Source organism: Rhodobium gokarnense (assembly GCF_025961475.1).
Classification (GTDB): domain Bacteria; phylum Pseudomonadota; class Alphaproteobacteria; order Rhizobiales; family Rhodobiaceae; genus Rhodobium; species Rhodobium gokarnense.
The window spans coordinates 66905-92114 of record NZ_JAOQNS010000010.1 but is presented as its reverse complement, the minus strand read 5'-3'; the positions used below and the strand labels follow the sequence as shown (position 1 = coordinate 92114).

The window sequence follows — 25210 nt, the reverse complement described above, 5'->3', positions numbered from 1 at the left end:
GCGTTGGATGTCTCCAATGTAAGCGCCTAAAGCGTGTCAAATTGCGAGCCTGGACAGGACACTCTGCGCGCGCGTGGTCTCGATGTTGTCGCCCGTCGATTTCGCCATCTCCAGCGATGATTGAGCGAGCATCTTCGCCCCCTTTCGATCTCCGCGAAGCAAGAGGGTTTCGGCATAAAGGGTCAACGCACGGTTCAACCGCAGACCCATGGAATGCCTCCGCGCGACGGCCATTGATCTTGACAGCAAACGGCCGGCGGTCGTCGTCTCCCCCTGCCGCAGAAGCACACTCGCCCGCAGCATCTGGGCGTCGCATTGCAGGCTCCAGATCGACATGGAGCGGCTGTAGTCCTCGACTTCCTGCAAAATATCCAACTGTTCCTGCTGCAGGCCGGAGACCTTGTCGGGATTGACCAGTCCGAACTTGACGCGCGCGAGGTTGCATTGCTGGCGCACGTCTTCATGGCCTCCCGTCTCCGCCAGCTCGCTGGCCTGCCGGATCAGCCGAATCGACTTCTTCGGGTTGCGTCCGGCCAGCAATCGTCCACGATGGATGAGGAATATTGCAGCGGCCCGGGTCGCCTGCCTTTGCTGAAGCGCGTTGATCACCCCTTCAAACTGATCGTCGAGGTTCTCGAACCGCCCCGTGACATGGTCAAGCAGGCACTGATATCCCTTGGCGACGTAGTAGATCACGCAATCGCGCCGTTTCGTGCCGCTCATGACACGATTGAGCCGCGTCCGGCTCGACGTCAGTTGGCCGCGCTCGAACTGCACGATGGCATGGTTCAGATCGATGTGATGGAAGATCGGCCCATTATAGGACCTGCCCTCGATCTCCTCGTTGAATTCTGCCGCCTGGCGCAAAAAACCCAAGGCGTCCGTCAAGGCTCCCTGGGCCAACGAGACCACGCCAAGCTCGTTGTACAGCCAGACGATTTCATCCCGGTAGAGCGCCCGCAGCGGGAACGGCTTTGTCTTGGCGTGACCTTTCTCTTCTGAATCATCTTTTTCGTAAACTTCCCATGCCAGCCGGATGAGCCAGCGCAGACGGACCCGATACGTTTCGAGATGTCCGCGCTTCTGCCCCCCTTTTTCCGGCCACTTGCGCTCGGCCAGTCGCGAGACGACCGCGACCGAGAAATTGGAGCGGGCGAGAGACAGCGCAGCACGCAACGCCTGAATGCGAACCGTGACGTCACGCGTCGTAAACAGCCAGGGCTCGATACTCTGGTTGGCATTGGGCACGTCGGGATACTGGCTCAGTCCCACCATCAGCGAGCGCAGAAAGCGGTACGAGTCGGACGACAGACGCGGACCGGCCGAGGGCATCGACGCATAGAGCGTCGGGGCGAAGCCATTGATCTCCACGGGGTCGGCGTTGCCGGGGGCCAGTTTCGAAACCGCGAAACGCTGCACGATCCTGTGCAACGCGTAGCGATACTCCTTCGCCGCGGGCCAGGGCTGTTCATGATCGTTGCCCTGCTGCTGGGACCTGCGGACCAGGGAGGGATGCGGATCGAGCCGAAAGACGAGCCCACGGTGTGCAAGGGCCGTCAGCGCGCGTACGACGAACCGCCGGCGGCTGACCTCCAGTTCGACCCCGAGACGCTCGAAATAGTCGCGGAACTCCGGCAGCCGGACCAGCACCGCCGACCCGGTCGGACTGCCGATGACGCCGAGGTGACGCAGGATCATCAAATGGAGATTGCAGTCGAGTTCAGGATCGCCGATGCGGTGCAGGCTCCGGTATCCGTCCAGGACGGCCTCGACAACCATATCGTCGCGCCGGTCCTGACCGACGTTCCGGATCTTGTCGAGGGTGCCGCGGATAAAGCGTTCCGCCTCCCGGCCGCCCTCGAACGGATCGATCGCCTGAATGACCAGGTGTTCGGAAATCGCCAGCAGGATCGTCATCGAATACCGGCTGCTGCCGATCCGTTGGCGAAGTGCGCGCCACTCTTTCTCGTGCGGCAGTTTCGGATCTTTCAGACGCGCCAGCAGGATATCCTTCAGGCCTTCGTCCGCGAGGCCGCTCCTCCACCGTTCGGCGTGCTCGCGGAGCCACCACGCGGTCCCCGGCGGTCCCGATGCGCCGGATATTCTATCCCAAACGAAAGTGCGCTCGCTCACCAGCTCGCCTTTCCCCGGCACCGTCTTCGATGACCAGAGCGATTCCGAATAAGCCTGGTAGGATTTTCGGCCCTCTTCGACCTCCTTGCGAAACATCCTGGCGGCCGCGTCGATGATGTCGCTGCCACCCTTCGCCTCGGGCGGATTGACGAGATAGAGCGCGGCGGCGAGCACAGGAAAGTTGTCGATCAGAAAAGAGATGGGGCTGACCGGGCGTGCAAAATGAATGTGGTGGAGCTGGATTGGAGCCTTGTCGTCGACAATTTTCCCATCGCCGCCCCCACCGGCTGATGCGGGGGTGATCGTATCCTCGTCCACCTTGATCCGCCCGAGAGACAGGCGCCGCTCGACCTGCTCAATGGCCCGCATTGGGAGGTTGTCGCGGTCCAGCCGCCGACGAACAGCAATTTTCTCTCCGTCCGCTTTTTTCGCGGACCAGTGAAACCCTAACCCGCTCTCGGAGCCGACAAACACCACGTCCATGGGCACATCACGGGTGGCCGTTCCCATCAAGAGGCGCAAGAACGCCTCGATCTCGCCATTCTTCGTCTGCCCGTTGGAATCGAACAGAAGCTCCGCGGCGCTGATATTGATCAACAGCCGGACCCGCTGGCCCGTTTTCTCCCAGTAAGCCTCGGATACATCACGGAACGCCATGATCATGCGCTCCAACCCGGCGAGACGTGAGACCCCTTCTACCGCTTTCTTCAGATGCTTTGCCCGGCGCACCGGCGACCCGCGGTCCACCAAGACCTCAAGCTTGGCCACTTCGCCAGTCAGCGCTTCGTTCAGCATGTCGTAGACCGAACCGATTTCGGGCGAAAAGCTGATATTGACGAAAATTGCGGTCGAATAGCAGACCGCGAGAGGTCGCCGTTTTTTGTTGTCTTTCGGATCCCAGATGGCCTTGGCGTAGCAGGAAAGGCCGAGGTGCGTCGTGAAGGCGCTCATGAAGGTGCCTTTGCCGAGACCCCGGTGCGCGGCAACGGTGAACAAGATGCGCTGCTCAGGACCGGGCCGATCCTCGAAGTCGGAATCCGGATCGAACTTGCAGGCAATGGCGGCGATGAAGGTATCGAACGCCCGAACGCCCGTCCGATTGCAGGCCTGCAGTTGTGCCGGTTCGCCCGGCTTCTCGGCCAGAAGAGGGCCGCTGCAGAACGTTTTCTCGGCCCGGGCAAGGTCAGTGATGACGCTGTCCACACGATGGCGCACAAAGCGTTTGGGCCCCTCCCTGCGAAAACCGGGCATGGCCTGAAACAAGGCGATCCGATGCTTGGGAGGGTCCTGCCAGCGCTTCCACCACGCGCGTTGTTCGCGCGCCAGGCCTTCCAGGCCGGCATTCAGACTGCCGGTGATGAATGCACTGCTCAAGCCCTGAAGGGCGATGATGCGGGCCGACAAGTCCCGTATCAAATCGCCGTCGGCCCGGTCGCTGAACGTTGCCGGCGTCTTGAGCGCCATTCGGAGCAGTTCGTTCAGGATACTGGTGTAGCGACCGACATATGGTTCGCCGTCAACCAGGCTGTCCTCGTCAGTGTGCCGGCTCTTGGCACGATCCGCCTTGGGTCGGGTCGGCGAAAACCGGCACGTCCGCAGCCGCACGTCCCCACGCTTGCCACGACGATCCGGTCCGCTGACGAGAAGACCTTGTGCGAGATCCTTACAGGACGTCGTCCCATCGACACCAAGCAGGAAATGCAGCGCAATTTTGTCGTTCGCTTCGTTCGGTGTTGAAGCGAGATCCGATCCCAAAGGCCCCAGCGCATCGCAAAGGTGCTTGGCCACATCTTCGGCCGAGGTCAAAGTATTTTTCGAACGATCGCCGTCCCTGACGTGCTCCAGCCACTTCTCGGCCATTTTCTTGAGCGCCCTTGTGAGCGCCAGCATGCGGTTAAGCCAGTCTAGACCGCGCTCAGGCGCGTCCGACGTCGCTCCTTCGCCCTCGCCCTCCGGTCGCGACGGCAGACCGATCCTCCCACTTCCGTAGAAAATGGTGTGAACGCCGTAGCGAAGATAAAGCGCCGAAGCGAACTTCGTGCGGGCCCCGATCGAGCCATCTGCTGGCAGAAAGGCGATGGAAGTGTAACCGACGGTCCGGTCGCGGTTCGATATGAACTGCCGCAGCGGTCGAAGAAGATCCGTTTCGCCCATGCCGAGCCCGAGGAACAACAGCGGCGCCCCCGAAAACACCATCGATATGCCTTCGTCCACCGTGTCGCGATGCTCGTCCTGCGCAAGGTAGAGATTCATGTAGTCGCGCTCGGTGATGACGAGGGAATCCTTTTGGGTCGCCCGGCCGTGCAAATGATAAACGCCCGCATCCTGCCGGCCGTTTTCGAGCGCAAAACGGGTGAGACCCGCCGCCCGGCTGCGGGTGAAGGTCTGGTCACGCAGCTCGCCGCCGATGCCGTCCCGCCTGAACATGTCCGGGTTCGTTCCATCCCAACCGGAAGCGCCCCCATCGGGAGTGGCTTCCCGCGGCGGAAAGTTCCGGTAGCCATGGTCCTGAAAGAAACGTTCGATTTCGAAGTCGTAGTTCGTCGTAACGTAACGGCGAATTCCCAGGCTCTGGAAAGTCGTGGCAAGGGGATCGAGGCGTTGATGGAGGATCGAACGCCGGTTCTTGAAGTCACCCGCTTCCGGTCTCAGGAAATATTTGGAGTTGGTATCTTCCGCATCGATCGCCTTGTCCGGCCTTGGACAGAGCGCCAGATAGACCGGCACGAGAAAACGGGAGCTCGGCGTGAGGTAAGTCTCATCTCGCTGCGGATCGTAGCGCGGCAGGCATTTCGACAAAACGGCATCGAGATCGCGCCAGGTCTCGGGACTATCCATCTTCTCAACGGCTTTCGCACGGATGGCATCAAACCGATCGAACCGAAAAGGCGTGAGAACCCGGTAGCGTTCCGGCCGCTCTCGAATACCGTCCAGATCGCGCTTCAGGTTCTCCGTCCCGAACACGTCAAGCCGTCTCTCCAGGTCGTTTACAACCTCGCGGATTTGCTTGCTTTCCTGCGACCCGTCGTCGACCTCGTCGAGGTCGCGACCACACAGCAGCCCCTTGCGGAGCAGCAACATGGCGTGCGGACACTCGTCGACCAGCAGAACCTTGGCCAGCGTCTCAAAGGCGAGACGGGCCTCCGGTCGCAGCATTGCTTTCGCGAACTCTCTAAAACAGTTTTCATAGGGTTCCCGATCGAGTATGCCCGAGCGGCTGTTCACGATTTTCTTGAGTTCGTCCAACGTTTCGATCGGAGCTGACTTTTTCTCATCTTGAAGCGCGCCGGACCAAGCGTTCTTGAGCCATTTCTCGACATTTGCAGGATTCTCATCGCAAGGTTCGTCCCTCCGTGGAAGGAACAGTTCCAGGTGCCGGCGCAATTCATTGTGCAGTTGCTGGGCGATCTCAAATTTCACCGGGAGATCTTCACCACCTGGAAAAGTTCCCTCTTCCTCTCCGACCAGCGAGAATGTCCCATTCAGACGCGACACCTGGTGGCGGGCATGGGCGAGGGCGCGGCCCCGACTGCGCAGCCAGCTCCAGGCGTTGTGACGCCGTTTCTGTCCAAAGTCCTTGAACTTGTCGTCATGAATGTCGTCCCAAAGAGCACGCCGCTCCCGGTCATTCGCCCAAGGCTCGGCGGTCCCCCAGTCGATCGCGGGCCGAACGAGGTTCGTGAGGATAAGGTTCCGTTCCTGGGCCTTTTCCACCACGTCGAGGAAGGCCCGTGCGTTCCGCCGCGCCACGCGCAACTGCTCGTCCTGCCATTCGCGCCAGCCGAGCCGGCCATAGGCCACCGATAGGCCCGAGCCGGCGAAGGCCGTGAGATTGCGGGCGTTGATCGCACGAAAGAGTAGCTGTTTGCCCCGCCCCTCGATCAGACCGATGTCGAGCGTGTCGTCGATCTGGTGTATCGTGTAGGGCCAGTAGCGCAATTGCTCGCGTACTGCTGCAAAAAACGCTTCGTTGTTTTCGTCGGAGTCTCCGGACGCCATTCATCCCCCCAAAAACGCAATAGACTTCTTCGCGAGCCTGGTCCGGCCGACACAAAGGAAGCAAAACGCTTGCAAGGACGGCCGGGATTGCGAGCAACAATACTTCCCAAAACAACTGCAAGATGCAAGATTAAGATTTAGATCAAATTGGATGTGGGGTTTGCAGACATGCCTGGTGGCACGCGTCGGCGACAGGTCGTCCTTTTCGGTGACCGCACGAAGGACGAGTACATTCTCAGGCTGCGGCGGCAGGGAGGTTATGCCGCGAGCAAGGACACGGAAACGCCGTCGCGAGACTGGCAGAACCACGACCAATGGCGGCGTTTCACTCCTGCGCAGGCCGGTGTCGACATGGCTGCCGAGATGCTGGGCTGGTATTCCGATACCCTGGACGTGATCCGGCCAACCATCTCGCCGCGGGAGGCGTCCCTGACATCGCTGGCGTTCCTGGGACAGTGCAAGATCGACGAATCCACAGGGCGTCCCACGTCATTCCAGGGCGTGCAAACCAACCACGAGCCCGAAACGTCCCGGCTGCGCGTGCGGGAGTTTGCCGGCTACAAGGGCCGCCCGTCGCCGAGAAAGATCGCCATCACCGTTCCGGACCGGAATGTCCGGCCGGATGTCATTGCAATCAGCGACGCAGGCAATGAATTGCGTCATTCGCAGGACGACAAGGACAACGCGTTCTGCGCGCTGATGGACCGCCTTGCCAAGAAGCACGGCGACCCTGCCCAGATCGTCATGAAAATGCACCTGCCGCTCGCAGAGGGGTTGGCCTGGAAAAAGTTCGCCGGTGCCAAACACGCCGCGCGCAGAGTGCTCGTCGTCCATGCCGACGACCTGCGGCATCACGGCATGCAGATCGCCCGGTGCCCGTCATGGGACCGGATTGTCGAGGACACGCACAATTCGCTTGTCTCCGGCCACGTCGGATCAGAGTTGCTCGATGAAAGCGATGATCTCGTCGTGCTTTTTGACGTCGAAGGGGCGATGGTCGTGACCGGGAATGCCGCAAATCCCTCAATCGCGCTGATCTGCGACCCGATGCGCGCCGAATACGAGGTTTCCCGTCTGCTCCCGGGCTACATGGTGGGCAAGATGAACTGTTTCCTTGCTGCCCTGGTGAATGCCCTGCCCGCCCCGAAAAAGAGCTTGCACGACGCGGTTGCAAAGGCGCTGCTGGCGTCGCGGCTCTACGCCGAGAGCTACTTTTTGGAAGACGGTACCGACCTCAGGATGCCGTCCGTTCCAAATCTTCTCATGGAGCACGAGAAACGGGCGGCAGAGGCCAAGCCCGGATCGGACCATGCCCGGTACATTACCCTGATCCCGTCCAAAGACGCGGCCAACATAAGCCTTCTGGCGACCAGCGTCAGCGCAGTCGCTCCCTCGAGCAATACGCCGGACGTTTTCCGCGAGCTCGGGCGAAGGATCATCGTCGAGGGTGTCGAAAGGGTACTCGAGAACCTCCCGCACGGACGGTTCAAGGAACTCTGGACGGTGGACCGGGAAGAGATCGAGGGCTTGCGTGCCATCGACGTCCTGATCAAGGACTACCTGGCACGCACCTCTTTGACCAAACCCCTGTCCATTGCAGTTTTCGGCCCACCGGGAGCAGGCAAATCGTTCGGCGTCAAACAGTTGGTCTCCGAGGATGAGGTTCCGATCCTGGAGTTCAACCTTTCCCAGGCGGACGAGGTCCAACTGCCGCGCTTCTTTCACGACATCCGGGATGCGAATCTGAAAGGCAAGACGCCGCTCTGCTTCTTCGACGAGTTCGACTCCCGCGACCGCGAGTTGGTCAAATATTTCCTCGCTCCGATGCAGGACGGTCTGTTCCGCGAGGGCGATGCGCTGCGGCCCGTTGGCCGGGGGATCTTCGTCTTTGCCGGCGGAACCGTCCATCGGATGCAGGACTTCTGCCCACGCATCCCGGCCAACGCCGAGCCAGAAGAAAAGGATCCGCACGGCCAAGATCAGACCGAAAACAAGCAAGCGCCTTCCAAAGAAGTCTATTCCAAGGAAGACAAGCGCAAGAAGCTTCCCGATTTCGTTTCACGCCTCAGCGGCTTTCTCAACATCAAGGGACCGGATCCGCAGACCGAACCAACGGGCGCAACCCCGGACCATGAGCATCTTCTGCGCCGCGCCATCCTGATCCGCCGGCAGATCGAAAAGCACCTTCCCTGCATCATATCCGAGGGCGGCAAAACCGCTTCGATCGAACCTGCGCTCGTGGATGCCCTTCTGATCGAGTGGACATATCGACACGGAGCACGCTCGATAGAGCTCGTGCTGCGTTCCATGGCGTCAGGGCCGGAAAAAACCACCCTCGGCCTGTCGGACCTGCCGATTGCCAGCCAGCTCAATCTCCATGTGGCCTTGGAATAGGGTGCAGTAGTACTTCCCCGATCCCGCCTCAGGCGACGAGGCTTCGCTCGCGCGCGGAGTTCATGAACGCCTCGGTTTCCTCGAAGCTGACGATGCCGGCGTCCGAGCCGAGGCCGGTGGCGACCAGGGCGCCGCAGGCGGAGGCGAAGCGGACCGATTTCTCGATGTCCCAGTCGTGGGAGAGACCGGCGATGAGCCCGGCGGTGAAGGCATCGCCGCAGCCGGTGGTGTCCTTGACGTCCACATCGAAGGCCGGCAGCCGGATCACCGTGTCCGCGGTCATCGCCACGCAGCCCTCGCCGCCGCAGGTGATGAGGCAGTTGCCGGCGCCGAGGTCGCGGAAGAACATGGCCGCGTCCTCCGGATCGCTGCGCCCGCTCATCGCCGAGGCGTCCTCGATGCTGGGAACGAAATAGTCGACGTAAGGAAGCGACGGCCGCAGCACGTCGACGGTCTCCGGCGTTGCCGACAACAGATCGAAGGTGGTGGTGCAGCCGGCCTCCTTGGCGGCCTTCAGGAAGGCCGAGGTCGGCGCGCCGTCGAAGGCGGCGAGCAGCGGCATGCCGCCGACATGAACGAATTTGGCGTCGAGCACATCGCCGTAATCCGCCTCATCCAGGGTGAAGGCGTCGGACGCGCCGCGCCGGTGCAGCGCCGGCCGGTCGCCGTTCGGACGCACATTGAGGATGGTGGCCGACGTCGGGATACCGGCGAGCCGGCGCATCGCGCCGACATCGACGCCGAAGGTCTGCAGCGTGTGGAGCACGAAGTCGGCCTTCTCGTCCTCGCCGACGGCACCGACCGCCCGCGTCTTCAGGCCGAGCTTGGCGCAGTCGACCGCGGTGCCGCCGGCCGTGCCGGCAACGGTGAGGCGGATCTCGTCGATGAAGCGCAGTTCGCCGCCGGGGGGAATGCCGTCGACCGGGCGGCCCAGAACATCAAGAATATAAAGCCCGACAACACTGACATCAAAAGCCATAAGTTTTCCTCCAAATCGGTCGCGGGCCTTCAAAGCGCCGCGATCCCTACCGTTCCGTCTTCCCGGTTTTTTTCTTGGTTATTGGTGGTCTCAAATACCCGGTCGCCTCCGGTCTCAGGCCGACTTGCGCGTTCCGAACACGGCACCGGCCAAGACGATGAAGCAGCCGACGACGAGGGTCTGCCAGGTGCTCGGAATGCCGGCGAGGATCAGCACGTTGTTGACCAGCGTCACCAGGACGACACCGAGGATGGTGCCGATGACGCTGCCGCCGCCGCCGGTGATGCGCGCACCGCCGAGGACGACGGAGGCGATGACGCCGAGCTCCGTTCCCATAAGATCGAACGGATTGGCGATCCGGTTGGCGGAGACGTGCAGCATGCCGGCGATACCGGCGAGGAACCCGGAAAAGGCAAAGACGAAGACCTGCACCTTGCGCGCGTCGTAGCCTAGCCGCTCGGCGATCGACGAATTGCCGCCGATGGCGAAGATCGCCCGGCCCATCAGGGTCCGGTTGAGGATCCACCAGGTGACGATGGCCGCGGCCACCAGCATCAGCACATAGGCCGGCAGGATGGCGATCGATCCGGTATCGGTCTGCACCCGCCACAGCTCGTATTTGCCGAATTCCTCGATCGGCAGCGGGATGTTCACGAACAGTTCGGTGCCGATGAACGTCAACAGGAAACCGCGGATGACGTAGCTTGTGCCGATGGTGACGATCAGCGCCGGCGCCCTCAGGTAATGGACGAGGAGGCCGTTGCCGATGCCGATCAGCGTGCCGCCGAGGGCCGAGATGAGGAGGATCACCGGCATCGGCATCCACGGCGCAGACGCCGCGATCGCCGTGGTGATCCAGTACATCATCAGGGCGGCGATCGCCGTGAACGACAGGTCGATGCCGCCGGCCGCCAGGATGACGAGGAAGCCGAGGCCGAAGAGGCCCGTGACCACCGACGCGCGGGCCATGTCGAAGATGTTCGAGACCTGCCAGAACTCCGGCGCGATGGCGCCGATGGTGACGCTGACGAGCACGATCAGGATGAGGGTGAAGACGGGCGGGTTGCGGATCAGCCAGCGGCCGATGCGCTTCATGGAGGACTGGTCCTCGGAGGTGGCGCTGCTCCAGACGAAATCGCTCATGATCCTGCCTCCGGGGCCTTCTCGCTGGCGAGCGCGTGATAGAGCATGTCCTCGTCGACCCGTTCGGCATCGAACGTCTCGGCGATCCGGCCCTTGCGCATCACCATGATGCGGTCGCAGTTCTGCAACAGCTCGGGCAGGTCGTCGCTGACGATGATGACGCCCATGCCCTCGCCGGCGAGCTTCTGGATGATGCGGAAGATGGTGTCCTTGGAGCCGACATCGACGCCGACGGTCGGGCCGTGCAGGACAAAGAGCTTCGGCTGGGTCGCAAGGCCGCGCCCGATCAGCACCCGCTGCTGGTTGCCGCCGGACAGCGACTGCACCGGGTTCTTCAGGTCGGCGGCGACGATGTGCAACTGCTCGGCAATCGCCTCGGACAGCTTGCGGCTTTCGCCGGCATCGATCATGCCGAGCCGGTTCTTGATGCGGTCGAGGATCTGCACGACGATGTTGGCGCTGATCGGTTTTTCCAGGAACAGCCCTTCGGACAGGCGATCCTCCGGCACATAGCCGATGCCGGCGTCAATGGCATCGACCGGTTGGCGCAGCGCGACGGCTTTGCCGTCGACCCGTATCTCCCCGCCGTCGGCGGGCGTCACTCCAGCGAGCGCCCGGGCGAGTTCGTTGCGGCCGGAGTCGAGCAGGCCGGCGATGCCGAGGATCTCGCCCTTGGCGAGCGAAAAGCTGACATCGGCGAAATCCCGCCGGCGCCGGAGGTCCTTGACCTCAAGCAGGCCGGGCGCGCCGATATCGGCGCGGCGATAGCGCGAGGCGTCCAGCCTCTTGCCGGTCATCCAGAAGCTGAGTTCGTCCTTTTCGTGATCCTTGATGTCGCCTTCCTTCACCAGTTCGCCGTCGCGAAGGACGATGAAGCGGCCGCCGATCGACTTGGACTCGTCGAGCTTGTGGGTGACGAAGAGGACGGCGACGCCGCTTTCGCGCAACTGGCCGACGACCTCGATGAGGTTGTCCACCTCGCGCTTGGTCAGCGCCGAGGTCGGCTCGTCCATGATGACGAGCTTGGCCTTGACGGCGATAACGCGCGCGATCGCCACGAGCTGGCGCGTGGCGATCGGAAGCTCTTCCACCAGCAGCGAGCGGAACGCCGGATCGGTCGGCAGGCCCACCGCCTCCAGCGCCTTGACGGCGGTGGCATCGAGCCGCGCGCGGTCGATCTGCGACGACAGCCGGCCCTTGGCCTCGACCAGTTGCTGGGAGAGCGAAATGTTTTCGGTGACGGTGAGGTTCGGCAGCAGCGACAGGTCCTGGTAGACCGTCTCGATGCCGGCCGACAGCGCGCCGAGCGGCGTCAGCGAGGTGACTTCCTTGCCGTCGATGAGGATGCTGCCCTCGTCGGCTGGCTGGGCGCCGGAGATGATCTTGATCAGCGTGCTCTTGCCGCTGCCGTTCTCACCCATCAGGTGATAGATCTGGCCGGCCTCGATCGTGGTGCTGACGCCGCGCAGGGCATGGACACCGGCAAAGCGCTTGTGGATGCCGGAAAGCTCCAGAAACGGCGTGGCGCCGACCGTCGATGCGCTGCCCTCGGGCATCAGTGGAGAAGTTGCGCTGCTATCCATTCCAGGCACCCGGGAAATCCGGCTTTCTTGAGGTTCGTTCGGGCGGCGCACCGCCGGCTGTTGTCCGGCGACGGGTCCCGGCCGAAGGGCCTGCGGGGCGATTGCCCCGCAGGAGTTTGGCAAGGCGACTTCGGGAGGATCAGAAGTCGTACTTGTCGAGGTTGTCCTTGTTGACGTCGATCCAGGCCTGGCCGGTCAGGATGATGCCCTTGCCCGGACCCTGCTTCAGCTTCATGTTGGTGTAGCCGGGAACGCCGAGGTCCATGCCGTCGGTGAACTCTTCGCCGTCGATCAGCATCTTGGCGATCTTGTTCATGACGAAGCCGGCGTCCTTCGGATCCCACAGGCTGATGCCGGTGACCGCGCCGCTCTTCAGGTAGCGGCTGGTGTCGTTCGGCATGCCGATGCCGTAGACGCAGATCTTGCCGACGAGGCCGGCTTCCTCAAGCGCGCGGCCGATGCCGATCGGATCCACCGCGGAACCGCCCTGGATACCCTTCAGGTTCGGGTACTTTTTCAGCAGTTCCTTGGTCTTGTTGTAGGCGGTGTTGGCGTCGTTGAAGGACTCGTTCTTCGGCGAGACGAGCTTCATGTCGGGGTATTTTTCCGCAGCGTTCGCCGCCGAGGCGTCGGCCCACTGGACGTGGGTCAGGCTGCCGAGCGAGCCGACGAAGCTCGTCCAGGTGCCCGTCTTGCCCATGCAGTCGGCGAGCTGGTCGTTGAAGTGCGCGCCGAAGGCGGCGTTGTCGAACGCCTCCATGTCGACCTGAGTGTTCTTCAGGTTGTCGGCCTCGTGCGTCATCACCTTGATGCCGCGATCCATGGCGCGCTTCAGCACACCTTCCAGCATCGGCGGGTCGAAGGGAACGACGGCGATGGCGTCGACATTCTTGGCGATCAGGTCTTCGATGAGGCGGACCTGCTGGGCGGCGTCGGCCTTGCCCGGGCCGATTTCGTTGGTGGTCACGCCGTCGGTCTCTTTGCCGTACTGGACGACACCCTCATCCATGCGGGTGAACCAGGTCTCACCGGCCAGCTTGACGACGGTGGTGATCTGCACGTCGTCGGCAGAAGCAATGCTGCTGGTGCCGACCATGGCGCCGAGCGCGACGGCGCTGAGAGCGAGTTTTTTCCATAAGGTCATCTGTTTTTCCTTCCTCTCCTATGAACCCTCTTTCTTCATTGGTGTGCACAAGAGGGCGAGTGCGCTGAGCCGTGCTATCCGCCGGGTTTGGTCTGCGGCGAAAGCAGGGTTCGAAAGTCGAATCTCGAAACCGCCAGGAAAATCAGCAGCAGCAACCCCCAGGCGAAATCCCGGAAGAAGTTCGAGATGTTGAGAAAGTTGAACATGCTGGAGAGCATCTGCAGGGCCGCCGCGGACAGCACCACGCAGGTGATCTTGCCGTAGCCGCCGCTCGGCCGGACGCCGGCCATGACGGCGATCAGGATAGCGATCAGCACGTAGGACGTGCCGTAGTCCCACTTCACGCTGGAAATCCGGGCGGCGATGATGAAGCCGGCGACCGAGGCCAGAACGCTCGACAGCGTATAGGCGGTCATCAAGAGGCGCTTCTGGTTGAAGCCGGCAAACCGCGCGGCCTTGGCGTTGCTGCCGAGCATGTAGAGGCGCATGCCGAAGGGCGCGAACCTGAGGGTCGCGCCGATCGCAATCGCGATTGCCAGGAACACGGCAAAGCAGATCGGCACGCCGAGGATCGGCGTGTGGATGAAGTTGTCGAGCGGCTCGATATAGCCGAGGCGCACGCCGGAGCCGTTGGTGAGCACGACGCTGATGCCGGTGAAGGCGAGCGAGGTGCCGAGCGTGGCGATGATCGGCGTCAGGCCGGCGCGCGAGATGAGAAGCCCGTTGACGAGGCCGCAGGCAAGCCCGACGACGAGGCAGACGCCGGCAAAGACGAAGGCATAGGCCATCGGCAGTTCGTCCGGCGAGACCATCATCGGAACGAGGAGCGCCGAAACGATGCCGGCGAGGTTGGCGACCGCGATGCCCGACAGGTCGATGCCGCCATTGCCGGAGATCATCGCCAGCGTGACGCCGATGGCCAAGAGGCCGAGTTCCGGGATCTGCGTCGCCATCGACTGCAGATTGTAGATGTTGATGAAGCTCTGGCCGGCGATCGCGACGGCCGCGACCAGCACCAACGCGTTCAGCGCGACAAGAAAGTTCAGTTGGCGATCCATCTCGTCCCTCGCTCATCCTGCCCGTTGGACTGACCCAGCATCGGCATCACCGTTCAGCTCGCCGCCGCGAGCTTTTCTTTGGCGTCGGTCGCCAGCACCTTGAGGATCAGGGCGCAGGAGGTCGCCCCGGCATCGAGGACGCCGATGGAGCGCTCGCCGAGGCGGCTTGCGCGCCCGACCCGTGCGGTCATTTCCTTGGTGCTGTCGCGGCCCTTTTCGGCGGCAACGACCAGCGCATCGAGCGCCTCGGCAAAGGATTTGCCGTCGGCGAGCGCACCGTTGAAGGCGGCGAGCGCCGGAACCAGAGCGTCGAGCAGTGTCTTGTCGCCGACCTGGGCCGAGCCGATGGACTGGATGCCGTCGAGCCCGCTCGCCAGCATGGCCGCGAAGAGTTCGGCGTCGATCTGGTCCTTGCCCTCGATGGTCTCCGCGCACTGCATGAAGAGGACGCCGTAAAGGGGCCCCATGGAGCCGCCGATCTCGGTCAAGAGCACGGTGCCGAGCGTGTCGAGCGCGCCAGCGAGCGACATGTCGTGGCCGCGAATGCGCTCCGCCGCCATGGTGAAGCCCTTGGCCATGTTCACGCCGTGGTCGCCGTCGCCGATCTTGCCGTCGATGTCGCTGAGATAGCCCCGGTTCTTGATGATCTCGTCGGCCATATTGAGGACGATGTCGCCGGACGAAGCGTTCGCGAATGTCTGCATCACTCAGCCCCCCGCCTACAGCAGCCGGGCCGGGCACCGGACGTCGACGTCCAGCAGGCCCTTCAGTTCGTCGTCGAGCGCCATCACGGTCAGCGTCGCGCCGACCATTTCCAGCGACGTGAAATAGTTGCCGACATAGGTCTTGTGGACGGTGAGGCCGCGCGCCGCGATCTCCGTCGCAATGGCGTCGTTGAGGATGTAGAGCTCGTCGAGCGGCGTCGCGCCGAGGCCGGAGATCAGCACGGCAACCTCCGTGCCGGCCTCAAGGCCGTGGTCGTCAAGCACGATGTCGGCCATTTCCTTGCCGACCTCGGCCGCCGTCTTCAGCGGCTCGACGCGGACGCCCGGCTCGCCGTGGTGGCCGATGCCGACTTCCATGGTGCCGGGCTCGATCGTGAAATTCGGATGCCCGACCGCCGGCAGCGTGCACGGCCCGAGGCCGACGCCGATGGAGCGGCAGGCATCGATCGCCTTCTGCGCGGTCTCGCGCACCTCCTCCAGGCTCGCGCCTTCGGCGGCCTTGGCGCCACCGCACTTCCACATGAAGATCTCGCCGGCAACGCCGCGGCGCTTTTCGCGCTCGTCGGGTGCGGCCGAGCAGACGTCGTCATTGGCAACGACGGTGGCGATCTCGATGCCTTCCTTGGCGGCCAGCTTGATCGCCATTTTGACGTTCATGTTGTCGCCGGCGTAGTTGCCGTAGAGGCAGACGACGCCCTTGCCGGAATTGCACGCCTTGGCGGCGTCGAGGAAGCTTTTGGCGGTCGGGGAGGAGAACAGTTCGCCGACGGCGACAGCGTCCAGGAGGTTCTGGCCGGTATAGCCCAGGAAGGCCGGCTCGTGCCCGGAACCACCGCCGGTGATCACGCCGACCTTGCCGTCGACCGGCGCATCCTTTGCGATGATGACGCGCGAATTTTCCTCGGAGAGGCGGACGATATCGGCATGGGCCTTGACGAAGCCCTTGAGGGTATCCTCGACAACCTCATCCGGATCATTGACGAAACGCTGCATTGCGCCTTCCCATTTCCTCGGATCAGTCGATCAGTCGGTTTTCGTTGAGATGAAGCCGGGCGGCACCGCCCCGCGAGCCGTCCGCACGGCGGCGCGCATCGCGCCGGTGCGAACCCCAGTGCCGGACGAAAGCATCGCCGACAGGCGGCCGACACGGCCGCCGCCACGGGCCGCGGTCGGCCCTTCGGCTCTGAATTGGGGTCCCATTCGACTTCCTCCCATCCGCCCTGGCCGCGTCGGCCGTACGGATTCGCTTCGTCAGCCCGTTGTTTGTTGTTCGCTGACATTGACAATGTTCGTCTTATTGCTGACATTTGTCAACAACCCGTTTTAACGGTCAAAACGCCGCGGCGCTCGACCCACCGTCAGCCGCGCCGAAACGCCGGCCTTTCCGCCCCTTTCAGGCCCGAAATATCATCACATGTGATCAAAATCACATAGAGATGTTGTTTTCTCAGCCCTGATGTTACATCTATGTTCTGTTGACGGCTCACGGCAGCCGGAGACCGCCGCGCGGCACCGAAAGGGCGACGCCTGGCGGTCCGGCTCGATTTGCAAGGAAAGGACATCCCGTGAAGGTGGCAGTTGCGGGCGACAGCGCCGGCGAGGGCTTGGCGCACATTCTCGCCGAGTATCTCAAGGCGAATAAGGCGGACCTGGAGGTTTTCGAGGTCTCGCACACCGAGAACGGCCCCGATCCGTTCTACGCCAACATGGCCGATCGCGTCGCATCGGCGGTCATGGACGGAACCTACGACCGGGCGATCCTGATCTGCGGCACCGGCATCGGCGTGTGCATCAGCGCCAACAAGGTGCCGGGCATCCGCGCCGCGCTGACCCATGACACCTATTCGGCCCAGCGCGCGGCCCTGTCGAACAACGCCCAGATCATCACCATGGGCGCCCGCGTCATCGGCGTGGAGCACGCCAAGGTGATCGCCGATACCTATCTGGGGCTCGCCGAAAGCTTCGATCCCGAGGGGCCGTCGGCCAAGAACGTCCAGGCCATCGACGGCATCGACGTCAAATACGAAAAGGCGTCCTAGGCGGCGGCGGTAGGTTCGAAACCCAGACGGGCCAGATCGATCGGTATTGCCCAACGCCCATTCGGTTGAGCGTTTACCCCTCCGGCGCCACACACTCCGCGTCACCACCGGGCGTGACCCGGTGGTCCATGAGGCCTCATGGCTTACATCGACTTTCGTGTTTGAAATCAAAGCCCTATGGATTGCCGGGTCAAGCCCGGCAATGACGCAGTTGTGTGAAGCAAGCCGTTGCGCGTTCAACGCAGATCCTGACGTGATCGCCCCGGCGCATCCGCGCCGACTTCGACCGCAAACTACCGGGGCGCAAGCGCGCAGGTCACAACCACCCCGGCGTGTGCTAGCGTCGCGGACGACTATCCGTGCCGTGCCTTTCGGCCGATGGACCCGACGCGATGCAGGATGACAGCGACGCCCCCGAAACCATGAGGCTGCCCGCCGGCCCCGGCGAGCGGCGCAAGGCGCTGCTCGACTACCTGCTGCCGGCTGGCTCGGCCCAGGTCGACGAACTCGCCAGCCATTTCGGCGTCAGCCGGATGACCGTCCACCGGGACCTGAAAATCCTGGAAGATCAAGGCATTGTCCGCCGCGTCCATGGCGGCGTGACGGTCCACTCCTCGAACCTGGAAGACAGCACCTTCCTCTACCGCTCGCTGCTGGCCGATGCGGAAAAGGACGCGCTGGCGCGCGCCGCCGTCCAACTCGTGGAACCGGGCCAGGCCGTCATCCTCGACGACTCCACCACCGTGCTGCACATGGCGTCCCACATCGTCACGCGCAAACCGCTGACGGTGATCTCGAGCGGCCTGTCGGTGATCGAGCGGTTGAAGGACGCCCACGGCATCGAGACGATCTGCCTCGGCGGCCACTACAACGCCCGCTTCAACGCGTTTTTCGGCTATTTCTGCGAGCAGGCCATCGGGTCCCTCCGCGCCAACATCCTGTTCATGTCGACATCGACTGTCCTCGGCGCCACCGCCTATCACCAGCAGGAGGAGATCGTCAAAACCAAGCGCGCGCTGATGAACGCCGCCGACAAGACGGTGCTGATGATCGACAGCTCCAAATTCGGCAAGACGGCGCTGGTCAAGCTCGCGGCACTCACGGAATTCGACCAGGTGATCACCGACAGCGGCATCGCGCCGGGAGAGGCCGAAGCCCTCAGGAAAGCCGGCGTGCCCTTGCGCGTGGTCGATGTCTAAAGCATGCTGCGTTTTTCCTAAAACACGCAACATGCTTTAGGTTTTTGTTTTGACGCGATTTCTTATCCAAAAAGTCTGTCAACTTCTTGGGAAAGCGCTTTAGGACCCTGCCGGCGCCGGCTCCGATATACAACTTCTACAAGAAAAAACTCGACACATGTCGGAAAGTCGTTGAACTATGATGTCAAAGACCGAGCTGCGCTGGTATCATCCGCGCGCCCCGGGAGGATTGAAGTGAGATACCGGTGATATGTCGACTCGTGTATCGTCACCGCTGCGCAAGGCAAGCGTAGGACGCCCCATGGGAGACACCCCACATAGCATTCCGTTGCGGTTCGGGGATGATCCTTACGTCTGGGCGTGCTGGCTCTACTACCAGGACCGGCTGACCCAGAGCCAGATCGCCGAGGCCATGGGCATTTCGCGGGCGACCGTGAACGCCTATCTCTCCGAGGCCCGCGACCGCGGCATCGTCAACATCTTCCTCGATCCGGCGCGCCTTGCCTCGCTCACCGTCGCCGACGAGATCAAGCGCCATTTCGGCCTCGAGAGCTGCCTCGTCGTGCCGAGCGAGGAAACCCAGCCCCTGATTGACCGTCTCGGCCGCGCCGGCGCGCTCGCCCTGCAGAGTTTGCTCAAGTCCGGCGACACGCTTGGGGTCGCCTGGGGCCGCACGGTGATGGCCGTGGCCGAGCATTTGAAGATGCCGCCCCTGCAGGACATGACGGTGGTCCAGGCGACCGGCTCGACCCAATCGACCTTTTCCTATACCCCCGACCTCTGCTCCTCCGCCTTTGCCGACGCACTATCGGCCAAATGCATCAAGATCAGCGCGCCCGCCATCGTCGGCTCGCCGGAGCTTGCCCGCGCCCTGATGGGCGAGACGCTGATCGCCGACGAGCTTGCCGAACTCGGCAAGGTCAACCGCATCATCTTCGGCATTTCGTCCCTGAGGCCGAATTCCACCATCCACGCCAGCGGCTTCTTTGAGCAGGTCTCCCTGCAGCACTATCTCGCCCGCGGCGCCGCCGGCGTCCTCGCCGGGCGCTTCATCGACCAGAACGGCGCCCCGGTCGATGGCCCGCTCCATGCCCGCACCATCGGCATCCCCCTCGATGTCCTGACCGGCATCAAGACGCGCATCGCGGTCGCCGGCGGCTTCGACAAGGTGCCAGCCCTGCTCGCCATGCTGCGCGGCGGCTATGCCAACATCCTGATTACCGACGCCGCCACAGGCCGCGGCATCCTCAACGCCGAGGGCGTCGCCCCCGCCCGCCCGCAGACCAAGACCCCGAAGCGGGCCCAGCCGATAGTCCGAACCCAGATCAAGAAATTTCTCAACCGGCCGGACGATGCGGTCGACGAGATGCTGGAAGGCGCCATCAACGCCCACCGGCGCTATCTGAAGCCGGTTGGCGGCTCCAATCGCGCCCTCGTCGCCCGCCACGGGCCGCGCCCCGGCAAGGTCGGCCTCGTCATCGGCGGCGGCTCCGGCCACGAGCCCTGCTTCCTCGGCTATGTCGGCCGCGGCCTTGCCGACGCGGTCGCCATCGGCAACATCTTCTCCTCGCCGCCGCCGGACCCGATCGCAAAATGCGCCGAGGCCGCCTCGGGCGATGCCGGCGTCCTGTTCGCCTATGGCAACTACAGCGGCGACGTCATGAACTTCGAGATGGCCGCCGAACAGGTCGAGGAACGGGGCATCAAGGTGCGCACCGTGCTGACCACGGACGACATCGCCTCCTCGCCGGTCGAGGACCGGGACGGGCGGAGGGGCGTCGCCGGCAACGTGCTGATCTTCAAGGTGGCCGGCGCCGCCTGCGACCTCGGCCTGCCGCTGGAGGCCTGCGAGGCCGTGACGCGCAAGGCCAACGCCCGCACCTACACCATCGGCGTCGGGCTGGAGCCCTGTTCGCTGCCGCAGATCCGCCGGCCGACCTTCGAGCTCGGCCCCGACGACATGGAGGTCGGCATCGGCATCCACGGCGAGCCCGGCGTTGCGCGGGAAAGCCTGAAGGCGGCCGATGCCATCGTCGACACCGCCATCGACGCCATCTTCAAGGAGATGGAAGCCAGGCCGAACGAACGGGTCGCCGTCCTCGTCAACTCCTTCGGCGCGACGCCGATGATGGAGCTCTACATCCTCTACCGAAGGGTGGAGCAGAGACTGTCGGCGCGCGGCATCGTCGTCGAAGCCAACTGGATTGGCCCCTATTGCACCTCGCTCGACATGGTGGGCGCGTCGATCACGATCATGCACCTCGACAACGAGCTGTCGCGGTTGCTGAGCCGGCCGTGCGACACGGCGGCCTTCAAGGTCTTGTGATGGAACGCGAACCATGTCCAGCCAGCAGCAACCGTCACGGGACACGGGAACCGGAATAACAGTCGGACCGCGGGTCCTGTGACCCGCACGCTATCGAAGCCGGGTGGGAAATCCGGCACGATGGGAGAGAAAGATGACCACGAGTGTCGTTGAGCATCTGATCGGGATGTTCGGGAGGATTTCCGCGGCGATCGACGACGCCGTCGACGAGCTTTCCGAACTGGACGGCGCCATCGGCGACGCCGATCACGGGATCACCATGGTCCTCGGCTTCCACGCCGTGACCGCCGCGCTGCAGAGCGCGCGCTCGGACCTTTCGAGCGCGTCCGCGGTCATGAACGCGGCGGCGACCGCCTTCCTCAACGCCGTCGGCGCCTCGACCGGCCCGCTCTATGCGACGGGCCTTCGCCGGGCGGCGCAAAGTCTCGACGGAGTCGAAAAGCTCGACCAGTCGGCGGCGACCGCCATGCTGACGGCGATCCCTGCCGGCATCCGCGAGCGCGGCAAGGCCCAGCGCGGCGACAAGACGATGCTGGACGCCTGGCTTCCGGCATCCGAGGCGGCGGCACTGGCGCTCGCCAACGGCGCCGAAATGAAAACCTTCTGGAAAGAGGTCGTCGCCGCGGCCGAGCATGGTGCGGAAGCGACCCGCTCCATGGTCGCCGCCAAGGGCCGGGCCGCCCGGGTCGGTGGCCGTTCGCTCGGCCACATGGACCCCGGCGCCGCCTCGACCGTCATCATCATCAAGGCGATGGCCGAGGCACTGTCCGGCGACGACGCCTGAGCGGCGATTGCGCCTAAAGCGCCTGCGCCACGGCCCGGAAGGTGGCGATCAGGAGATCGTCCGTCGCTGCATCTTCCGGCAGCGGCTGACAGGACTGCTTGGCGATGACGACATCGCGTGCAAAGTCGATCCATATCCACTGGCCGTGGATGCCGATGGCGGCGAGTTCATGTTCCGACGGGCAGTACCAGTAGCTCCGGTAGCACCCGCCATCGAAGAGCTTGGCCTGGTCGCCCGCCGCCCAGATCGCCTTGTCGCCGGCGGTACGGATGTCGTCGATCCAGCGCATCGGGACGATCCCCCTGCCGCCGACGCGGACCAGCTCGCCGAGCCGGGCGAGATCGCGGGCCGTCACCGAGATGCCGCCGGCGGCGCGCGCAACGCCGAGCCGGTCGACGGTAATCGCCGCATCGCTGTGGGCGCGCATCGGCTGCCACAAAAGGGTCTCGACCATCTCGTGGAACCGCTGCCCCGCCGCCCGTTCCAGCACGAAGCCGGCAAGGTCGGTGTTCGGCGAGCGATAGGCATGGATCGTGCCGTGTTCGGCCGGTCCCTTGCCGATGGTCGCCAGGAACGTCAGCAGATCGCTCGGCCCCTCCCCCGGCTTTTCCGGATTCCAGGCCGTTGCCCGCCGATAGCGGTCGTAGCCGCCGGTCTTGTCGAGATAATCCTCGGAAAAATCGACGCTGATCTGCATATCGAAAAGCTGCCGGACGCTCGCATCTTCATAGGCCGAGCCGGCGATCTCCGGCACGTGATCGACGATGGGTTGGTCCATCGACAGGTCGCCCCTTGCCTCCAGGATGCCGGCCATCAGGCCGGTGACGGATTTGGAGACCGAGAAGATGAGGTGCGGCTTTGCCGGATCGCAGGTCGGTCCGTACCATTCGCCGGCGATGCGCCCCTTGCGGAGGACGACGAAGGCATCGGTGTGGGTGGCCTCCAGGACGCCCGGCACGGAGAGGAAGTCGCCCGCCGCGTCTTTCCAGATGACCTTGGCGACATCGCCGAGATGAAGCGGAGGCCGTTCCGCCTTGCCGGTGCCCTTGATGATCGCCGAGGGCACCATTTCGCTGACGTTCTGGAACGACCACGACGAATAGGGCGCGGTGCGCCAGTTGCCGAGGTCGATGTCGCGGCGCTCAAAGCCGCCGCCTGCCGAATGTGCCGTCGTCATCGTGTTTGTCCGTTTTCTGTCATTTGTCCGGCCGCCGGTGCGGCCAGCGCGTTGCCGCGTCATAGGCGTGGCCGAGCCGCAGGATGCCGAGATCGTTGCCGCGCCGCCCGAAAAGCTGCACGCCCGCCGGAAGGCCCGCGTCACCAAAGCCGGCCGGAAGCGCGAGCGCGGGAAGCCCGGCGAGCGAGACCGGCACGACCACCTCCATCCAGCGATGATAGGTGTCCATCACCCGCCCGGCGACCGACGTCGGCCAATGCATGTCCGCATCGAAGGGAAACACCTGGGTGCTGGGAAGCGCAAGGGCGTCGAAGCGCTCAAACAGGCGGGCAAGCGAGGCGAACCATTCCGACCGGATGACGCTCGCCTCGTGAATATCGACCGCGCTCAGCGACAGGCCGGCCTCGATCTCCCACAGCGCCTCGGGCTTCAGGAGGTCGCGGCGGTACGGGTCGTCGAAATGGACACGCAGGCCCGAGGCGATGGCCCAGCTCCGAAGGACCGTCCAGGATCGCCACAGCGCCGCCGGATCGAAGGGCGGGATGACCGGCTCGACGCGGCAGCCGAGGTCCGCGAACGTTGTGAGGGCCCGCTCGCACAGCGGCAGGATGCCGGGCTCCATCGGAAAATACCCGTTCCAGTCACCGATCCAGCCGATGCGTTGGCCCGCGACCGGCGCATCGAGCCTGTCGGCGAACGGCGCTTCGGCGGGAAGGGAATGGGGAAACCGCCCGTCCGGTCCGGCGATGACGTCGAGCAACCGGACAAGGTCGCGGACGCTGCGGGCCATCGGCCCGTCGGTGGCGAGCTGGTGGAGGAAGGTGTCGCCCTCCGGCGTCGGCGGCACGCGGCCGAAGCTCGGGCGGAACCCGAAGACGTTGCAGAAGGCGGCCGGATTGCGCAGCGAGCCCATCATGTCCGAGCCGTCGGCAAGCGGCACCAGCCGGGCGGCGAGCGCCGCGGCCGCGCCGCCGCTCGACCCGCCGGCGGTTTTGGTCACGTCGTACGGATTGCGCGTGGTGCCGTGGACCGGATTGTAGCTCTGGGAGCCGATGCCGAATTCCGGCGTGTTGGTCTTGCCGAGGACGATGGCCCCGGCGCCGCGGAGGCGGGCGGCAAGGAGGTCGTCGATCGCGGGCACATGGTCGGAAAAGATCGGCGAACCGTGCGTGGTACGGATCCCGGCGGTCTCGACGAGGTCCTTGATCGCGATCGGCACGCCGCGAAGGGGCAGATCGGAGGAAGTGTCATCCGCGTCCCGCGCCTCGGCGATCAGCACGTCGCGGTCGCGCAGCGAGACGATCGCCGTCAGCGCAGGATTGACCTCCGCGATGCGATCGAGGACCGCGGCCATGACATCGACGCAGGAGACCTCGCGACGGGCGATCGCCGCCGCAAGGTCGATGGCGTCCAGATCGGGAATGTCCTGCATGGGGATTGGCGGGGCCGCGACCGGCCCCGCCCGTCACGCACCTATTTGGAAATGTCGGTCCAGATGCGGGTGTAGAGTTCGATGACCTCCGGGCTGCAGGTGTCGATGAAGGCGCCGGACGCCTCATACTCGGCCGGCACGTTCAGCTCAGGCGCCGTCCGCAGCGCCTCGTCCATGAATTCCTCGGAGCCCTTGATGCCGTTGGAATATTTGGCGAAGTCGGAGATCAGCGCCGCATTCTCCGGGTCCATGATGAAGTTCATGAAGAGCTTGGCGTTGTCCGGGTTCTTGGCGTCCTTGAGGATCGCGACGGAGTCCATGAAGAAGGGGAAGCCTTCCTTCGGATAGCCGAAGGCGATGTCCGGGTTCTTCAGCCGCGAGCGCATGATGGCGCCGTTCCAGTAATAGACGGCCGCGTAGTCGCCGGACGGCAGCTTCTCGGTCACGCTGTAGTCCATCGCCAGCCATTTGGTCTTGGCTTCGACCAGCTTGTCGTAGACCTTCTTCAGGAGCACCTTGTCGTCGGTGCACCACTCGCCGCCCATATATTTGATGGCGGCGTACATGACGTCGTTGCGTTCCGGCGCCACGTTGATCTTGCCGGCCAGTTCCTCCGGCGGATCGAGGAAGATCGCCGAGGTGTTGATGTCGCCCTTGTAGACCGAGGTGTTGACGCCGATACCGGTCAGGCCCCACTGCCACGGCACCGTATAGTGCCGGCCCGGATCCCAGGACACGTTGACCCAGCGCTCGTCGACATTCTTGAAGTTCTCCATCTGGTCCGGCCGGGCTTCCAGCAAGAGGCCCTCCTTGATCCAGATTGGCACGTAGTTGGCCGAGGGCACGACGATGTCGAAGCCGTGGCCGCCGGCCCGCACCTTGGCAAGCGCCGTGGAGTTGGAATCGTAGTCGGTGATGGTCACCTTGACGTCGTAGGCGGCTTCGAACTTCTTGATCAGCTCGGGGTTGGTGTAGTCGCCCCAGTTGAAGATGTTGAGTTCGCCTTCCGCGTGGGCAGCGCTCGCCACGAGCAGCGCGCCGGCGGCGGCGAATGCCGTTTTCAGGGATTTCATGGCGGTTATCCTCATTTTGCCT

The 25210-nt window shown here is 63.9% G+C and carries 16 protein-coding genes; 5 read left to right on the top strand and 11 right to left on the bottom strand.

Going from position 1 to position 25210, the window contains the following annotated elements:
• Window positions 1–36 precede the first annotated feature (36 nt).
• Window positions 37–6132, bottom strand: a complete 6096-nt coding sequence (locus M2319_RS16740; RefSeq protein ID WP_264602607.1) for an SIR2 family protein — start codon at window positions 6130–6132, stop codon at window positions 37–39.
• Window positions 6133–6300: 168 nt separating this feature from the next.
• Here M2319_RS16740 and M2319_RS16735 point away from each other — a divergent pair, with 168 nt between their 5' ends.
• Window positions 6301–8526, top strand: coding sequence for a hypothetical protein (locus M2319_RS16735; protein WP_264602606.1), 2226 nt, complete (start codon window positions 6301–6303; stop codon window positions 8524–8526).
• Window positions 8527–8554: 28 nt separating this feature from the next.
• Here M2319_RS16735 and M2319_RS16730 read toward each other — a convergent pair whose 3' ends face one another.
• The 7 genes from M2319_RS16730 to M2319_RS16700 form a co-directional block, all read right to left on the bottom strand.
• Window positions 8555–9505, bottom strand: a complete 951-nt coding sequence (locus M2319_RS16730) for a carbohydrate kinase family protein (RefSeq protein ID WP_264602605.1) — start codon at window positions 9503–9505, stop codon at window positions 8555–8557.
• 114 nt (window positions 9506–9619) lie between these two features.
• Window positions 9620–10648: an ABC transporter permease gene (locus M2319_RS16725; protein WP_264602604.1), complete on the bottom strand. Its 1029-nt coding sequence runs from the start codon at window positions 10646–10648 to the stop codon at window positions 9620–9622.
• The gene (locus tag M2319_RS16720; RefSeq protein WP_406682180.1) at window positions 10645–12231 is read right to left on the bottom strand and encodes a sugar ABC transporter ATP-binding protein; all 1587 of its coding nucleotides are present in this window, start codon (window positions 12229–12231) and stop codon (window positions 10645–10647) included. The genes M2319_RS16725 and M2319_RS16720 overlap by 4 nt, the downstream gene beginning before the upstream one ends.
• A 139-nt stretch (window positions 12232–12370) precedes the next feature.
• Window positions 12371–13375, bottom strand: a complete 1005-nt coding sequence (locus M2319_RS16715; protein WP_264602603.1) for a substrate-binding domain-containing protein — start codon at window positions 13373–13375, stop codon at window positions 12371–12373.
• Window positions 13376–13449: 74 nt separating this feature from the next.
• Window positions 13450–14433, bottom strand: a complete 984-nt coding sequence (locus M2319_RS16710) for an ABC transporter permease (RefSeq protein WP_264602602.1) — start codon at window positions 14431–14433, stop codon at window positions 13450–13452.
• A gap of 53 nt (window positions 14434–14486) precedes the next feature.
• Window positions 14487–15137 (bottom strand): dihydroxyacetone kinase subunit DhaL, encoded by a 651-nt coding sequence (gene dhaL / locus M2319_RS16705; protein WP_264602601.1) that lies wholly within the window; start codon window positions 15135–15137, stop codon window positions 14487–14489.
• 15 nt (window positions 15138–15152) lie between these two features.
• Window positions 15153–16151 carry a dihydroxyacetone kinase subunit DhaK gene (locus tag M2319_RS16700; RefSeq protein ID WP_264602600.1) on the bottom strand — a complete coding sequence of 333 codons (999 nt, stop codon included), beginning with the start codon at window positions 16149–16151 and terminating at the stop codon, window positions 15153–15155.
• Window positions 16152–16723: 572 nt separating this feature from the next.
• Between M2319_RS16700 and derI the strand changes: the two genes are divergently transcribed.
• The 4 genes from derI to dhaL (M2319_RS16680) all read left to right on the top strand — a co-directional run bounded on the left by derI (window position 16724) and on the right by dhaL (M2319_RS16680) (window position 21506).
• A complete protein-coding gene (gene derI / locus M2319_RS16695) occupies window positions 16724–17197 on the top strand; it encodes a D-erythrulose-4-phosphate isomerase (protein ID WP_264602599.1) in 474 nt (157 codons plus the stop codon).
• Between the two features lie 392 nt (window positions 17198–17589).
• A complete protein-coding gene (locus M2319_RS16690; protein ID WP_264602598.1) occupies window positions 17590–18396 on the top strand; it encodes a DeoR/GlpR family DNA-binding transcription regulator in 807 nt (268 codons plus the stop codon).
• Window positions 18397–18646: 250 nt separating this feature from the next.
• Window positions 18647–20722, top strand: coding sequence for a bifunctional sugar-binding transcriptional regulator/dihydroxyacetone kinase subunit DhaK (locus tag M2319_RS16685; protein ID WP_406682178.1), 2076 nt, complete (start codon window positions 18647–18649; stop codon window positions 20720–20722).
• Between the two features lie 133 nt (window positions 20723–20855).
• Window positions 20856–21506 carry a dihydroxyacetone kinase subunit DhaL gene (gene dhaL, locus M2319_RS16680; RefSeq protein ID WP_264602596.1) on the top strand — a complete coding sequence of 217 codons (651 nt, stop codon included), beginning with the start codon at window positions 20856–20858 and terminating at the stop codon, window positions 21504–21506.
• A 13-nt stretch (window positions 21507–21519) separates the two neighbouring features.
• Here the strand turns inward: dhaL (M2319_RS16680) and M2319_RS16675 are convergent, their stop codons facing one another.
• From M2319_RS16675 to M2319_RS16665, 3 genes are read right to left on the bottom strand one after another with little or no spacing between them, the layout of a single operon-like run.
• Complete coding sequence (locus tag M2319_RS16675) at window positions 21520–22683, bottom strand: serine hydrolase domain-containing protein (protein WP_264602595.1); 1164 nt, start codon at window positions 22681–22683, stop codon at window positions 21520–21522.
• 19 nt (window positions 22684–22702) lie between these two features.
• The gene (locus M2319_RS16670) at window positions 22703–24115 is read right to left on the bottom strand and encodes an amidase (protein WP_264602594.1); all 1413 of its coding nucleotides are present in this window, start codon (window positions 24113–24115) and stop codon (window positions 22703–22705) included.
• A gap of 41 nt (window positions 24116–24156) precedes the next feature.
• Window positions 24157–25188, bottom strand: coding sequence for an extracellular solute-binding protein (locus tag M2319_RS16665; RefSeq protein ID WP_264602593.1), 1032 nt, complete (start codon window positions 25186–25188; stop codon window positions 24157–24159).
• Window positions 25189–25210 lie beyond the last annotated feature (22 nt).

Coding starts and splice junctions, on each gene's coding strand:
- M2319_RS16740 (WP_264602607.1), bottom strand. CDS start 6,132: ATGGCGTCCGGAGACTCCGACGAAAACAACGAAGCGTTTTTTGCAGCA.
- M2319_RS16735 (WP_264602606.1), top strand. CDS start 6,301: ATGCCTGGTGGCACGCGTCGGCGACAGGTCGTCCTTTTCGGTGACCGC.
- M2319_RS16730 (WP_264602605.1), bottom strand. CDS start 9,505: ATGGCTTTTGATGTCAGTGTTGTCGGGCTTTATATTCTTGATGTTCTG.
- M2319_RS16725 (WP_264602604.1), bottom strand. CDS start 10,648: ATGAGCGATTTCGTCTGGAGCAGCGCCACCTCCGAGGACCAGTCCTCC.
- M2319_RS16720 (WP_406682180.1), bottom strand. CDS start 12,231: ATGGATAGCAGCGCAACTTCTCCACTGATGCCCGAGGGCAGCGCATCG.
- M2319_RS16715 (WP_264602603.1), bottom strand. CDS start 13,375: ATGACCTTATGGAAAAAACTCGCTCTCAGCGCCGTCGCGCTCGGCGCC.
- M2319_RS16710 (WP_264602602.1), bottom strand. CDS start 14,433: ATGGATCGCCAACTGAACTTTCTTGTCGCGCTGAACGCGTTGGTGCTG.
- dhaL (WP_264602601.1), bottom strand. CDS start 15,137: ATGCAGACATTCGCGAACGCTTCGTCCGGCGACATCGTCCTCAATATG.
- M2319_RS16700 (WP_264602600.1), bottom strand. CDS start 16,151: ATGCAGCGTTTCGTCAATGATCCGGATGAGGTTGTCGAGGATACCCTC.
- M2319_RS16690 (WP_264602598.1), top strand. CDS start 17,590: ATGCAGGATGACAGCGACGCCCCCGAAACCATGAGGCTGCCCGCCGGC.
- M2319_RS16685 (WP_406682178.1), top strand. CDS start 18,647: ATGTCGACTCGTGTATCGTCACCGCTGCGCAAGGCAAGCGTAGGACGC.
- dhaL (WP_264602596.1), top strand. CDS start 20,856: ATGACCACGAGTGTCGTTGAGCATCTGATCGGGATGTTCGGGAGGATT.
- M2319_RS16675 (WP_264602595.1), bottom strand. CDS start 22,683: ATGACGACGGCACATTCGGCAGGCGGCGGCTTTGAGCGCCGCGACATC.
- M2319_RS16670 (WP_264602594.1), bottom strand. CDS start 24,115: ATGCAGGACATTCCCGATCTGGACGCCATCGACCTTGCGGCGGCGATC.
- M2319_RS16665 (WP_264602593.1), bottom strand. CDS start 25,188: ATGAAATCCCTGAAAACGGCATTCGCCGCCGCCGGCGCGCTGCTCGTG.